Consider the following 12,901-nt stretch of genomic DNA (forward strand, 5'->3'; position numbering starts at 1 on the left):
CCCGGCCGCCAGCTCCGGGCCGAGCTCGGCGGGCTCGAGCGCGCGGTGCACGGCCACGGCCGCGGGCACGGCCAGCAGCAGGCACGCCCCGAGGACCGTGATCCGGTCCCACGTGGCGGCGTTGAGGGAGCCCGCGGTCCAGAGGGCGGCGTCCTGGGCGGAGTTCAGGGACAGCCGTGCCAGCAGGGCCGCGGTGAGGGCCTGGGCGAGCGCGGCCACGCCGATGCCGGCGAGCAGGAAGCGCTCGCCCACGATCCCCCCGGTGCGCAGCCGCACCGAGGCGGTGGCGATGAGGGCCGCGGCGAGCAGCGCCCCGGCCAGGGCGGTCCAGGACACGGCCGTGCCCCGCAGACCCCACAGCGCGGTGCCGGCCACGGCTCCCGCCGCGGCGCCGTAGGTGATGCCCAGGATGTCGGGGCTGGCCAGGGGGTTGCGGAGCACCCGGCGGAACAGGGCGCCGGAGCAGCCGAGGGCGGTCCCGGCGAGCGCGCCCAGCACGGCGCGCGGCAGCTTCTCCTGCAGCACGATGAAGCTCGCCCCGGGGATCTGCTCCCCGGCGAGGATCGCGAAGAAGTCGGGGACCGTCACGGTGTAGCGCCCGAGCAGCACGCGCACGGCCAGGGCCGCGAGCAGCGCCAGGGCCAGCAGGGCGACCGCCCGGCGGGTGCGGCGGGTCCGGTCGCGGCGGACGCCCCGGACGAGCTCGGCGGCGCCGGGATCCGCGGGGGCGGCGGGCGCGGGGGCGAGCACGGTGCCGGTCACAGCGTCACGCTCCGGCCCCGGCGCAGCAGCGCCAGCAGCACGGGCACGCCCAGCACCACGGTGGTGACGCCCACGTGGATCTCCTGGGGCGGGGTCAGCACCCGGCCCAGGACGTCGGCCGAGAGGAGCAGCACGGGGCCCAGAACCACGCTGAACAGGACGATCCAGCGGTAGTCGCCGCCGAGGAGACGGCGCACGGCGTGGGGCACGAGCAGGCCCACGAAGGCGATGGGGCCCGCGAGCGCCGTGGCCGAGCCGGAGAGCAGGACCACGCCCACGAAGACGAGGACGCGCTGCACGCCCAGGTCCACGCCCAGTCCGTGGGCGAGCTCGTCGCCCAGGGCCATGGCGTTGAGCCCCGAGGAGCCGCCGAGCACGAGGAGCACGCCGAGCAGCACGAGCGGCGCCACGGCGGCGAGATCGGTGGTCTCGGCGCGGGCGACCGAGCCGATGCTCCAGAACCGGAAGCGGTCCAGGACCGCGGGCAGCATCAGCACCACGGAGGAGGTCAGCGCGGTGAAGCCGGCGTTCACGGCCGCGCCGGAGAGGACCAGGCCCGCGGGGGTCGGGGCGCCGCCGCCGAGCCGGGAGGAGCCGAAGACGAGCACCGCGGCCACGGCCGAGCCGGCGAGGGCCAGGGCGGTGAGCTGCCACGTGGCCACGAGGCCGAGCCAGCCGATGCCGAGAACCACCGCGCACGCGGCGCCGGCGGTCAGCCCCAGGAGCCCGGGGTCGCCCAGCGGGTTGCGGCTGACCCCCTGCATGCCGGCGCCGGCCACGGCCAGGGCCGCCCCCGCGAGCACCGCGGTCAGGGTGCGGGGGATCCTGCTCTGCACCACGGCGGCGTCGATGCCCAGGCCGGCGGAGACCTGCGCCCAGCCGCCCTCCAGGAGCGCGGCGGGCAGGCCGGTGAGCACGGCGACCACGGTGGCCGGGTCCACCGAGCGGGCCCCCCAGAACAGGGAGGCCGCGGCGGCGAGGGCCAGCAGCAGCACGGCCGCGGACAGGGCGAGACCCCGGCGCCGCTGCGCGGTGCCGGGGACCTGCCGGGTGGCCCGGGCGGGGGAGACCGTGCTCGAGCTGCTCACCGGGACCGCGGTCTCACCGGCCGCCGGCGGACGCGGCGGCCTCGGCGATGTCCGGCAGCACGTTCTCGAGCGCCCACGGGATGCTCAGCGGGGAGGCGGCCGAGACCGAGAGCACCTCCTGCTGGTCGCTCTGGAGCACCAGGGCGTCGTTCTCGACCGCGGGGACGCGGCTGAGCAGGGGGTCGTTCTCGATGGTCTCCCGCACGCTGTCGTCCTCGGCCCAGCTGACGAAGACGTCGGAGGTCAGCTCGTCGGCGCGCTCCGGGGACCAGGTGATGAAGAACTCGTCCTCCTTGCCCTCGGCGGCCTCCGCGACCGCCTCGGACTGGACCATGCCGAGGGACTCGAGGAACTTGGGGCGGTTGTCCACCGCGGTGTAGGCGAAGATCTGGTCGGCCGCGGACGGGTCGAGCGTGCCGTACACGAAGGACGTGCCCTCGAGCTCCGGGTGCTCGGCGGCGGCGTCCTCGATCTGCTGCTCGACGTCCGCCACGACCTCGGCGGCCCGCTCCTCCCGGCCCAGGGCCTGGCCGATGAGCTCGGTGGAGTCCTGCCAGGACGTCCCGTAGGCCACGGCGTCCTCGGGGAAGCCGACCACGGGCGCGATCTCGGAGAGCTTGTCGTAGTCCTCCTGCGTCAGCCCGGAGTAGGCGCCCAGGATGACGTCCGGCTGGAGCGCGGCGATCGCCTCGAAGTTGATGCCGTCCGTCTCGGCGTAGGTCTCCGGGGCCTCGGCGCCGGACTCCTCGAGCGCGGCGTCGAACCAGTCCGTGGAGCCGTTCTCGTTGGCGCCGAAGTCCAGGGCGGGCACCCCGACCGGGACCACGCCGAGGGCGGTGGCGACGTCGTGGTTGACCCAGGACACCGTGGCCACGCGCTCGGGGGCCTCCTCGATCGTGGTCTCGCCGAAGGCGTGCTCCACGGTGCGCGGGAACTCGCCGGTGGCGCCCTCCGCAGAGGCGGACCCGCTCCCGGACTCCCCGCCCGCCGGTCCGGTGGAGCACCCGGTCAGGACCAGGGCCCCCGCGGCCAGCAGGGCGGACGGGGCGAGGACGCGGCGGCGCGCGGCGGACGGGGCGGGGAACAGCGGGCGCGGAGCGCGGGGGAGCAGAGAGGCCACGGCCACCCTTTCGGACGTCGACGGCGGAACCGTCGGTGGGACGCGAGGTGAGGCAAGGGTTGCCTAACCCGGAAGACAGGGATCACCCTAGGGCGTGATCCGGCGAATACGCAACACGAGCATGATGTAATCGCTCCGCCGATGTGGTTAGGTATGCCTTGCCTAACTCCACGAGGGGCCCGAGCGGCCCCGTCCACCCCCTGCGAGGAGCCCATGCACGACTTCCTGCTGACCCACGACACCCCGGCGCAGTACGCCCGCGCCCTGCACGAGACCGTCGACGTGCTCGCCGTCCACCTCGCCGGCGCCCGGAGCCCCCGCTCCGCCGCCACGCCCGAGGAGCTCGAGGAGCTGGTCGCCGCGGTGGACCTCGAGCGGCCCCTCGGGGACCTCGGCGCCGTGGTCGAGGAGACCCGGCGGCTCTACCTCGACCACGCCGTGCACTTCCACGCCCCGGGCTACATGGCCCACCTCAACTGTCCCGTGGCCATCCCGGCGGTGGCCGCCGAGGCGCTCACCGCCGCGGTGAACACGGCGGTCGAGACCTGGGACCAGAGCACCACCGCCACCCTGGTCGAGCAGCGGATCGTGGACTGGACCGCCGCGCGGATCGGCTTCCCCGCCGCGGGCGAGCCGGACGGCGTGTTCACCACCGGCGGCACCCAGTCCAACCTCCAGGCGCTGTTCACGGCCCGGGAGGAGCGCCTGTCCCGGGCGCACCCGGCGTCCCGCGGGGAGCGGCTCGGGCGGCTGCGGATCGTGGCGGGGGAGCACGCCCACTTCAGCATCGCGAAGGCGGCGCACCTGCTGGGCCTGTCCGCGGACGCGGTCGTGCCCGTGCCCGCCGCCCGGGGCGGAGCCCTGGACCCGGTCGCCCTCGAGCGCGTCCTGCACGAGGTCGCCGCGTCCGGCGCGGAGGTCGCCGCGGTCGTGGCCACGGCCGGCACCACGGACCTCGGGGCGATCGACCCCCTGGCCGACGTCGCCCGGGCGTGCTCCGCCCACGGCGTCTGGCTGCACGTCGACGCCGCCTACGGCGGCGGCCTGCTCGTCTCGCCCGCCCACCGCCACCGGCTGGACGGGATCGAACGGGCGGACTCCGTCACCGTGGACTTCCACAAGTCCTGGTTCCAGCCGGTCGCCGCCTCCGCCCTGCTGCTGCGGGAGGGGCGGAGCCTGCGCTTCTCCACGTGGAGCGCCGAGTACCTGAACCCCCGGCACGCGGTGCGGCCCAACCTCGTGGACAAGTCCCTGCAGACCACCCGCCGCTTCGACGCCCTGAAGCTGTGGATGACCCTGCGCACCGTCGGCGCCGAGGGGATCGGCCGCGCCCTCGACCGGGTGCTGGAGCTCGCCCAGGAGGCGGGCCGGATCGTGGACGAGACCCCCGACCTGGAGCTGGTGGCCGAGCCCGTGCTCTCGACCGTCCTGTTCCGGCACCGGTCCCCGGACACCGACGACGACGCCGCGGACCGGCTCGTGGAGACCGTGCGGAGCGCGCTGTTCGACTCCGGCCGCGCCGCGGTCGCCTCGACCGTCCTCGACGGCCGCCGGTGCCTGAAGCTCACGCTCCTCAACCCGGCGACGACCACCGAGGACGTCCGGGGCGTGCTGGACCTCGTCCGGGCCGCCGCCCGCGGTGCCGCGCCCCGCCCGCTCGAGGCCGCGGCGGGGGCCCGCTGATGGCCCCCGCGACCGGGCACGTCCACGACCTGCTGGGCATCGGGATCGGGCCCTTCAACCTGGGCCTGGCCTGCCTCGCCGCACCGCTGGAGGACCTCGACGCGGTGTTCCTCGACGCGAAGGACGCCTTCGACTGGCACCCCGGGCTGATGCTCGAGGACGCCACGATCCAGGTCCCGTTCCTCGCCGACCTCGTCACCCTGGCCGACCCCACCTCCCCCTACTCCTTCCTCCACTACCTCAAGCGGACCGGACGGCTGTACCCGTTCTACATCCGGGAGGACTTCAACCCGCTGCGCGCCGAGTACAGCGCCTACTGCCGCTGGGCGAGCGAGCAGCTCGGCAGCCTGCGCTGGGGCCGGGAGGTCGTCGGCGTCGAGCGCGACCCCGCCGACGACGCCTACGTGGTCACGGCCCGGACGGCCGCCGGGACGGAGCAGCGGCGGGCCCGCCGGCTGGTCCTGGGCGTCGGCACGGTGCCCGCGGTGCCCGCGGGCGTGGGCCCCGCCGCCGGCACCGTCCTGCACACCAGCGACTACCTGCCCCGGCGCGAGGAGCTGCTCGGACGGGGGAGCGTCACCGTGCTCGGCAGCGGTCAGTCCGCCGCCGAGGTCTACCGCGACCTGCTCGAGCGCTCCGGCGCCGACGGCCCGCGGGTGGACTGGATCACCCGCTCCCCGCGGTTCTTCCCCATGGAGTACACGAAGCTCACCCTCGAGCTGACCTCCCCCGAGTACGTGGACCACTTCCACGGCCTCGGCGCGGACCGGCGGGACCGGCTCAACCGCGAGCACGCCAGCCTCTACAAGGGGATCAGCGCGGAGCTGGTGAACGACATCCACGAGCTGCTCTACCGCCGCTCGGTGCACGGGCACCCCGCCGGCCTGCTGACCACGAGCACCACTCTCACGGGGGTCGAGCAGGACGGCCGCGACCTGGTCCTCGCCCTGCACGACGACGAGCTCGAGCGCGGCTGGCGGCACCCCACCGGCGCCCTGGTGCTGGCCACCGGATACCGCGCCGAGGTCCCCGGCTTCCTCGCCCCGGTCCTCGACGACATCGCGTGGGACCCCGCCGGCCGCTACGACGTCTCCCGCGACTACGCGGTCGACCACGAGCGCTCCCGGATCTGGGTGCAGAACGCCGAGGTGCACACCCACGGCCTGACCTCCCCCGACCTCGGCATGGGCGCCTACCGCAACAGCGTCATCCTCCGGGCCGTCACGGGCCGGGAGGTCTACCCGGTCGAGCCCGCCATCGCCTTCCAGACCTTCGGCGTCCCCCGGGGCGCCGCCCAGGACGTCCCCCGTGACGTCCCCCGCGACATCCCCCGCGACATCCCCCAGGAGACCGCATGACCGCCCGCCCCGCGCCCGCCCGTCTCGCCACCCCCGGCGGCGTCCTGACCCTCGAGCCGCTCGTCCCGGACGCGACCACCGTCGAGCTCCTGCACGCCTGGCTCACCCACCCCCGGTCCCGGTTCTGGGACCTGCTCGACGCCGACCCCGAGCGCGTCCGGCGCACCTTCGCAGCCGTCGCCGAGGACCCGCACTGCGACGCGTGGCTGGCCCGCCTCGACGGGGTCCCGCTCGGGCTCGTCGAGACCTACGACCCCGGCGCGGTGCTCCTCCCCGGCCACTACGCGCACCGGCCCGGCGACGTGGGGATGCACCTGCTCCTCGCCCCCGCACGGACCCCCGTGCCGGGCACGAGCGCCGCCCTCATGGCCGCCACGCTGCGCTGGCTCTTCGAGGCGCGCGGGGCCCGGCGCGTCGTCGTCGAGCCCGACGTCCGCAACACCGCCGTCCACCGGCTCAACGCCCGCGCCGGCTTCGAGGTCCACGGCCCGCTCGAGCTGCCGGGCAAGACCGCCCTGCTCAGCACGTGCACCCCCGAGGGGTTCGCGGCCTCCGAGCTGGGCCCCGCGGCCGCCGTGGTCCCGGCCGTGGTCCCGGCCGTGGTCCCCGGGGAGGAGGCCGACGACGGGCCCGCCCACCTCGGCCTGCACCCGATGCGGATCGCCCACCGCCACCTGTGCTGCAAGGCCCTGGCCGAGTTCGCCCACGAACGGCTGATCGCCCCCGAGCCCGTGGGGGAGGGGCTCTACGAGGTCCGCACCGGCGGGGACCGGGTCCGCTACCGGTTCCGCGCCCGGCGCACCGCCCTGGAGCACTGGGTGCTGGACGAGGGCTCGCTGCGCCGTTCCGTGGACGGCGCGGACGCCGAGCCGGACGCCCAGGCGCTGGTCACGGAGCTGGCCCCCGCGCTCGGCATCCCCCCGCACCTGCTGGCGACCTACCTCGAGGAGATCGCCGGGACCCTCGCCTCGGCCGCGTACAAGCTGGTGCACCGGACCCGGCCCTCGGCCGCGCTCGCGGAGGCGGGCTTCCAGGACGTCGAGGCGGCGATGACCGAGGGGCACCCGGGCTTCGTGGCCAACAACGGCCGGATCGGGATGGGCGTCACCGAGCACGACCGCTTCGCCCCCGAGGCCGCCCGTCCGGTGCGCCTCGTGTGGCTCGCCGTCCGCCGGGAGCTCAGCCGCCTCGACACCGGGCGCGGCCGCACCGAGGAGCAGCTGTGGGCCGGCGAGCTGGACCCGGCCGTGCGGTCCCGCTTCCGGGCCCGGCTGACCGGTCTGGGCCTGGACCCGCAGGACTACCGTCCCCTGCCGGTGCACCCCCACCAGTGGGAGCACCGGATCGCGGTGACGTTCGCCCCCGACCTCGCCCGCCGGGACCTCGTGCTGCTGGGCACCACCGGGGACGAGCACCGGGCGCAGCAGTCGATCCGCACGTTCTTCAACGTCTCCCGTCCCGACCGGCACTACGTGAAGACCGCCCTGGCCGTGCAGAACATGGGCTTCCTCCGGGGGCTCTCCCCCCGGTACATGCGCGACACCCCCGCGATCAACGACTGGGTCGCCGACGTCGTCGCGGCCGACCCGGTGCTCGCGGAGGCCGGGTTCTCGGTCCTGCGGGAGGTGGCCGCGGTCGGCTACACCGGGGACGCGTACCACCGCGCCGCCGCCTCCGGCCACGGGGAGGAGGGCCCGCACACGAAGATGCTCGCGGCGCTGTGGCGGGAGAGCCCCGTGCCCCGCCTCGCGGACGGGGAGCGGCTCGCGACCCTCGCGTCCCTGCTGCACGTCGACGCCGGCGGCACGCCACTGGTCTCCGTGCACGTGCGCGCGTCCGGGCTGGACGCCGCGGAGTGGGTGCGGCGGCTGCTCGCCGTGTACCTCGCCCCGGTGGCCCGGTGCCTGCTCGCCCACGACCTCGTGTTCATGCCGCACGGCGAGAACGTCGTCCTCGTCCTGGCCGGGCACGTCCCGCGGCGGGCGGTCATGAAGGACATCGGCGAGGAGGTCGCCGTCGTCACGGACCGGCCCCTCCCGGAGGGCCTCGAACGGATCCGCCACGTGGTGCCGCCCGCCACGGCGGCGCTGTCCGTGCACACGGACGTGTTCGACGGCGTGCTGCGGCACCTCGCGGGTCTGCTCGAGGCCGACGGGCTGCTGGCCGCGGACGAGTTCTGGGACCTCGCGGCACGGTGCCTCCAGGACGTCGCCGACGCCGACCCGGCCGGCGCGGACCGCGTGCCGCTCTTCGCGCCCCGGTTCGAGCACTCCTGCCTCAACCGGCTGCAGCTGCTCAACACCCTGCAGATGGTCGACCTGACCGACCAGGCGGCGTCCCTGCAGTACGCCGGGACCCTGGAGAACCCGGTGGCCGGGCGGGTGCCCGTGCACTGAGCACGACGCGGCCCCACTCGGGGTCCGGGCGGGCGGGGCCCCGCCCGCCCGGGCCCCGAGTGGCGTTTCCCCGGGACCTGCCCCAGGATTGAGCGGTGCCCGACGACCGTTCCGCCACCGCCGACCCTGCCCCCGGCCACGAGCCCGCCCACGACTCCGTGCCCGAGCTGCTGGTCGGCCTCGTCCTCTCCCCGCAGATCGCGGGCGCCCTGCCCCGGGATCTCGCGGCCTCCCTGCCGGGGCCGCTGCACGCGCGCTATCCCGGGGTGCGCTGGCGGGTGGCGGCGGTGACCGACCGGCTGGTCGTCCCGCCCGCCGACGGCCTGGACCTGCTCGAGGCCGCTCGCGACCGGATGCTGGACGAGGACTGGGACCTCGTCGTGGTCCTCACGGACGTCCCGCTCAAGGACGGCCGCAGCCCGGTGCTCACGCAGCTGAGCCCCGTGCACGGCGTGGGCCTGGTCGCCGTCCCGGCCCTCGGCGCCCTGCACGTGGGGCAGAAGGTGCGGCAGACAACCGTGCGGGTGGTCGGCCACCTGCTCGGTCACGACACGGAGGACGCGGACGACGCCGACGCGCAGGAGGAGCTCGTGCGGCGGGCGCGGCAGCGGTCGGAGGACCTGGAGGACCGGCCCGAGGACAACGCCGTGCAGTTCACGGCCCGCGTCCTCGGCGGCAACGTGCGCCTGCTGCTCGGGATGATCCGCGCCAACCGGCCGTGGACCCTGGTCGTGCGGCTGTCCCGCACGCTCGCCCTGGCCGCGGCGACCGGCGTGCTCACCCTGGTCGCCTCGGACCTGTGGCTGCTCGCCGCCGCCTACGGGCCCTGGCGGCTCGGGCTGCTGGGCCTGCTGTCGATCGCCGCGGTGACCGGCGCCCTCGTCGTCGGCGCCCGGCTGTGGGAGCGCCCGCGCCGGCGGGCCGAGCGCGAGCAGGTGGCCCTGTTCAACCTCGCCACCGCCGCCACCGTGGCCATCGGCGTCTCCGTCTTCTACCTCGCGGTCTTCGCCCTGTCCTGGCTCGGGGCGCTGCTGCTCGTGGACGGCGGAGTCTTCGCGGCGGTGATCGGTGCCCCGGCCGGGGCGGTGGAGTACGTCAAGCTCGCGTGGCTGACCGCCACGCTCGCCACCGTGGGCGGGGCCCTCGGCGCCGGGCTCGAGGATGACGACGCCGTGCGCGCCGCGGCGTATACCCGCTCGGAGCCCTGACCGGGCCCGCCGCCGGCCTCGTCCGCCCGGACGCCGACAGTCAGTAGACTTGGTGTTCCCGGGGTGCTCCCGGAGCCGACCCGGGAGGACACCATGGCCGCCGCGCAGCAGAGCCCCGCGAAACCCCGCACGCCCCGCACGCCGCGCCTGCGGCGCAGCAACTGCAGCCGTCCTGGGATCACCCGCCGCGGGTACGGCAAGGGGTTCGCCTACCGGCACGCCGACGGCACGAAGGTCCAGGACGGGGACGAGCTCGACCGGATCCGCGGGCTGGCGATCCCCCCGGCCTGGAAGGACGTGTGGATCAGCCCCCGGGCCAACGGGCACATCCAGGCCACGGGCGTCGACGGCGCCGGACGGCGCCAGTACATCTACCACCCCCGGTGGCGGGAGCTGAAGGACCGCGAGAAGTTCGACCGCGTCCTCGACTTCGGCGACACGCTCCCGCAGGCCCGCCCGGCCGTCACCCGGCTGCTGCGGACGGAGGACGCCACGGAGGAGAAGGCCTGCGCGGCGGCCTTCCGGCTCATGGACGAGGCCGCCCTGCGCATCGGCAACGAGGAGTACGCCCAGTCGAACGGCTCCTACGGCGTCACCACCCTGCTGGTCCGGCACGTCCGGGTGGACGGCCGGGACGTGCACCTCGACTTCCCCGGCAAGAGCGGGCACCGGTGGACGCTGGACCTCCGGGACGCCGACCTCGCCGCCGCGCTCGCGCCCCTGCTGGAGCGCGGCCCGGACGAGACCGCGCTCGCGTTCCGCGACGAGGACGGGCAGTGGACCGGCATCACCAGCGCCCGGCTCAACGACTTCGTGCGGGACCGGTGCGGCCCCGACTTCACCGCCAAGGACTTCCGCACCTGGCAGGGGACGGTGACCGCCGCGATGGCGCTCGCCGCCCGCGCCGGCACCCGCCCCAGCGAGAGCGCCCGGAAGAAGGCCGTGTCCGCCGCCATGCGGGAGGTCGCCGAGCACCTGGGCAACACCCCCGCCATCGCCCGCAGCTCCTACACGGACCCGCGCGTGATCGACCGGTTCCTGGACGGCGAGACCATCGACGCCGCCACCTACCGGGCCGCGGAGCGATCCCTGCGCGGATTCCTCACCTGAGCGCGGACCGGGGGCGGCCGGCCGGCCGCCCCCGGTCCTGCGTTCAGGACAGGCCCACGTAGGTGGCCGAGTACCCGAAGCCGACGACGTCGTCGCGGCCGTCGCCGTCGACGTCCCCGAGCAGGCGCGGATACCGCGCCGGGTCCCAGCCGGCCGCCCAGCCGAAGGAGCTGGACGTCAGCTCGGGCCCGGTCAGGAAGTCGTCGTCCCCGTAGGCCACGAGCACCCCCGCATTGCCGAAGCCGACCACGTCCAGGATCCCGTCGCCGTTGATGTCCGCGAGGTCCCGGGGGTGCCGGTCGGTGCGCCAGCCCTGCGCGGCGCCGAAGTCGGCGAGCTCGAGCGAGACCGGCTGGTACCTGGGCTCGCCCGGGGCGGAGGGCCGGGAGTAGGCGGCGAGGGCCCCGCGGTGGCCGAAGCCGACCACGTCCGGGGGAAGGTGACCGCTGACGTTGCCGACGACCCGGGGGTGCTGGTCGACGCGCCACCCCTGGGCGTACCCGAAGTCGCGGATCTCCAGGGCGGGCTGGGTGAACGTGTCCCCGAGCGCCGAGAAGTAGGAGACGTACGTTCCGGCGTCGCCGAATCCCACGATGTCCGCCGTCCCGTTGCCGTCCATGTCGGCGAGCATCCGGGGGTTCTTGTCGATCCGCCACCCGCGGTCCCAGCCGTAGCTGTCGATCCGCTTGCCGGTGCCGTCGAAGGTGCGGTCCGCACGGCCGTGGGAGACGGTCACGCCGGAGTACCCGAAGCCGACGATGTCCGCCGTCCCGTTCCCGGAGAGGTCGGCCAGCTCGCGGACGTGCTGGTCGACCCGCCAGCCCTGGTTCCAGCCGAAGTCGCGGACCTTGAGCTGCGGCGCGGTGAAGCTGCCGTCGGGCTGCGCGTAGGAGACGATCACGCCGGCGTTGCCGAAGCCGACGAGGTCGTCCCGGCCGTCGCCGTCGACGTCGGCGACCGTGCGCGGGTGCCGGTCGGTGCGCCAGCCCTGCGCGGTGCCGAAGTCGCGGACCCTCAGCACCGGCGCGGCGAACGTGCCGTCGGCCTGGCCCTGGGCGACGAAGACGCCGGGGTCGCCGAAGGCGACGACGTCGGCGCGGCCGTCCCCGTTGACGTCGGCGAGCTCGCGCACGTGCTGGCCGACCCGCCAGCCGTCGACGTAGGAGAGGAATCCCTGGGTGGACACGGCGTGGGCCGGTCCGGCGAGAGCGATGCCGGTGGTGGCCAGCGCCGCCGCGGAGAGCCCGGTGAGCAGCCGGGCCGTCGGTGAGCGTTTCATGGTGGAACCTCCAGGTTCCGAGGAGCGGAGAACTCGGTCCGGATCGCCGGACGGAGGGTGGGGCGCCGGTCGGCCCCCACCGCCCGGCGATCGGCCGTGCGCTCGGCCGGGGTCCCGGGACCGTGGGTCCACCGGTGACCGCCCTCTGCCGAACGGACGGAACTGCTGGTGGGACCAGTCTAGATCCGCGCGTATGCGATCGCTAAGTGTTCTCCGTGCCATGCTGAATCGTTATCCCGGATCCGTGGCCGGAGGCCCGGGTCCCCGTCCCGGGGCCGCTCAGCGGCGGATGCCGCGCCGGAAGTACAGGACCGGGCCCACGAAGTTGACGGCGATGATCGCGGCCCACTTCCCCTTGCCGCCGTTGACCTCCGCCGCGGGCCGCAGGGCGAGGTCCGTCCAGGCGGTGGCCGCCAGCGAGACCTGCACGGACGCCAGCGTCAGCAGCGCGGTCCGCTGCCCCGGCGTGAGGTCCTTCCACCGGGTGCTCCTCCTGGTGCCGATGCGCGTCATGGTCGTCCTCCCGGTGCTCGGGGACTCGGGGTCCCGGCGGCCGCTCCGCGGGCGGCCCGTGGCACTCATGCTGGTGCGGGCGCCGCCGGCAGTCAACGCCTGACCGGCACGCGGGCCCCGGGCGCCGGTGCACGCGCATGGGGACATCCTCCTCCACCGCCGGGTCCCGTGTCCGAGTGCGACCGAGGATTCAGGGCGTCGGCGGGCTCCGGCGTCCGCCGCGGGGCCGGCACCGGTCCGGCGGTCTAGCCTGGGAGGCATGACCCGGTCCCGGACCTTGTCGCCGTCCGTTCCCGTCCCCGTCCCCGTTCGGGGGCCGGGCGCCCGCGCGGCCGCCGCCGTGCCGCTCGGGGTCCAGCCGTGACCGGGCGGTTGCCGCGCGGC

10 protein-coding genes are annotated in these 12,901 nt (G+C 75.5%); 5 read left to right on the top strand and 5 right to left on the bottom strand.

Annotation, left to right across the window (positions count from 1 at the left end; genetic code table 11):
* The 3 genes from CRM73_RS15200 to CRM73_RS15210 form a co-directional block, all read right to left on the bottom strand.
* The coding region (locus CRM73_RS15200) for an iron chelate uptake ABC transporter family permease subunit (RefSeq protein ID WP_229588309.1) at positions 1-762 on the bottom strand (762 nt) is incomplete at its 3' end.
* Entirely contained in the window at positions 759-1,850 is a 1,092-nt protein-coding gene (locus CRM73_RS15205) for an iron ABC transporter permease (RefSeq protein WP_017834698.1), read from the bottom strand. The genes CRM73_RS15200 and CRM73_RS15205, both read right to left, overlap by 4 nt.
* 13 nt (positions 1,851-1,863) lie before the next feature.
* Positions 1,864-2,970, bottom strand: a complete 1,107-nt coding sequence (locus CRM73_RS15210; protein ID WP_370658548.1) for an iron-siderophore ABC transporter substrate-binding protein — start codon at positions 2,968-2,970, stop codon at positions 1,864-1,866.
* Between the two features lie 213 nt (positions 2,971-3,183).
* Between CRM73_RS15210 and CRM73_RS15215 the strand changes: the two genes are divergently transcribed.
* The 5 genes from CRM73_RS15215 to CRM73_RS15235 all read left to right on the top strand — a co-directional run bounded on the left by CRM73_RS15215 (position 3,184) and on the right by CRM73_RS15235 (position 10,725).
* On the top strand, positions 3,184-4,653 hold the full coding sequence (locus CRM73_RS15215) for a pyridoxal-dependent decarboxylase (protein WP_035923386.1): 1,470 nt from the start codon (positions 3,184-3,186) through the stop codon (positions 4,651-4,653).
* Positions 4,653-6,011 (top strand): SidA/IucD/PvdA family monooxygenase, encoded by a 1,359-nt coding sequence (locus tag CRM73_RS15220; protein WP_229588313.1) that lies wholly within the window; start codon positions 4,653-4,655, stop codon positions 6,009-6,011. Before CRM73_RS15215 ends, CRM73_RS15220 begins: the two co-directional genes overlap by 1 nt.
* The gene (locus CRM73_RS15225; RefSeq protein ID WP_229588315.1) at positions 6,008-8,407 is read left to right on the top strand and encodes a GNAT family N-acetyltransferase; all 2,400 of its coding nucleotides are present in this window, start codon (positions 6,008-6,010) and stop codon (positions 8,405-8,407) included. Before CRM73_RS15220 ends, CRM73_RS15225 begins: the two co-directional genes overlap by 4 nt.
* Before the next feature lie 95 nt (positions 8,408-8,502).
* Positions 8,503-9,615, top strand: coding sequence for a hypothetical protein (locus tag CRM73_RS15230; protein WP_017834703.1), 1,113 nt, complete (start codon positions 8,503-8,505; stop codon positions 9,613-9,615).
* Between the two features lie 93 nt (positions 9,616-9,708).
* The gene (locus CRM73_RS15235; RefSeq protein ID WP_255662945.1) at positions 9,709-10,725 is read left to right on the top strand and encodes a DNA topoisomerase IB; all 1,017 of its coding nucleotides are present in this window, start codon (positions 9,709-9,711) and stop codon (positions 10,723-10,725) included.
* Positions 10,726-10,768: 43 nt separating this feature from the next.
* Here the strand turns inward: CRM73_RS15235 and CRM73_RS15240 are convergent, their stop codons facing one another.
* A complete protein-coding gene (locus CRM73_RS15240; protein ID WP_229588331.1) occupies positions 10,769-12,004 on the bottom strand; it encodes a VCBS repeat-containing protein in 1,236 nt (411 codons plus the stop codon).
* Between the two features lie 279 nt (positions 12,005-12,283).
* Positions 12,284-12,517 (bottom strand): hypothetical protein, encoded by a 234-nt coding sequence (locus tag CRM73_RS15245; RefSeq protein ID WP_172604889.1) that lies wholly within the window; start codon positions 12,515-12,517, stop codon positions 12,284-12,286.
* Between the last annotated feature and the right edge of the window lie 384 nt (positions 12,518-12,901).

The sequence above is a fragment of the Kocuria sp. CCUG 69068 genome (assembly GCF_020833785.1).
Lineage (GTDB): Bacteria > Actinomycetota > Actinomycetes > Actinomycetales > Micrococcaceae > Kocuria > Kocuria rosea.

Bases quoted from the DNA above. Each gene is read 5' to 3' on its own strand.
- CRM73_RS15245 (WP_172604889.1), bottom strand. From the start codon at position 12,517: ATGACGCGCATCGGCACCAGGAGGAGCACCCGGTGGAAGGACCTCACG.
- CRM73_RS15225 (WP_229588315.1), top strand. From the start codon at position 6,008: ATGACCGCCCGCCCCGCGCCCGCCCGTCTCGCCACCCCCGGCGGCGTC.
- CRM73_RS15235 (WP_255662945.1), top strand. From the start codon at position 9,709: ATGGCCGCCGCGCAGCAGAGCCCCGCGAAACCCCGCACGCCCCGCACG.
- CRM73_RS15240 (WP_229588331.1), bottom strand. From the start codon at position 12,004: ATGAAACGCTCACCGACGGCCCGGCTGCTCACCGGGCTCTCCGCGGCG.
- CRM73_RS15215 (WP_035923386.1), top strand. From the start codon at position 3,184: ATGCACGACTTCCTGCTGACCCACGACACCCCGGCGCAGTACGCCCGC.
- CRM73_RS15220 (WP_229588313.1), top strand. From the start codon at position 4,653: ATGGCCCCCGCGACCGGGCACGTCCACGACCTGCTGGGCATCGGGATC.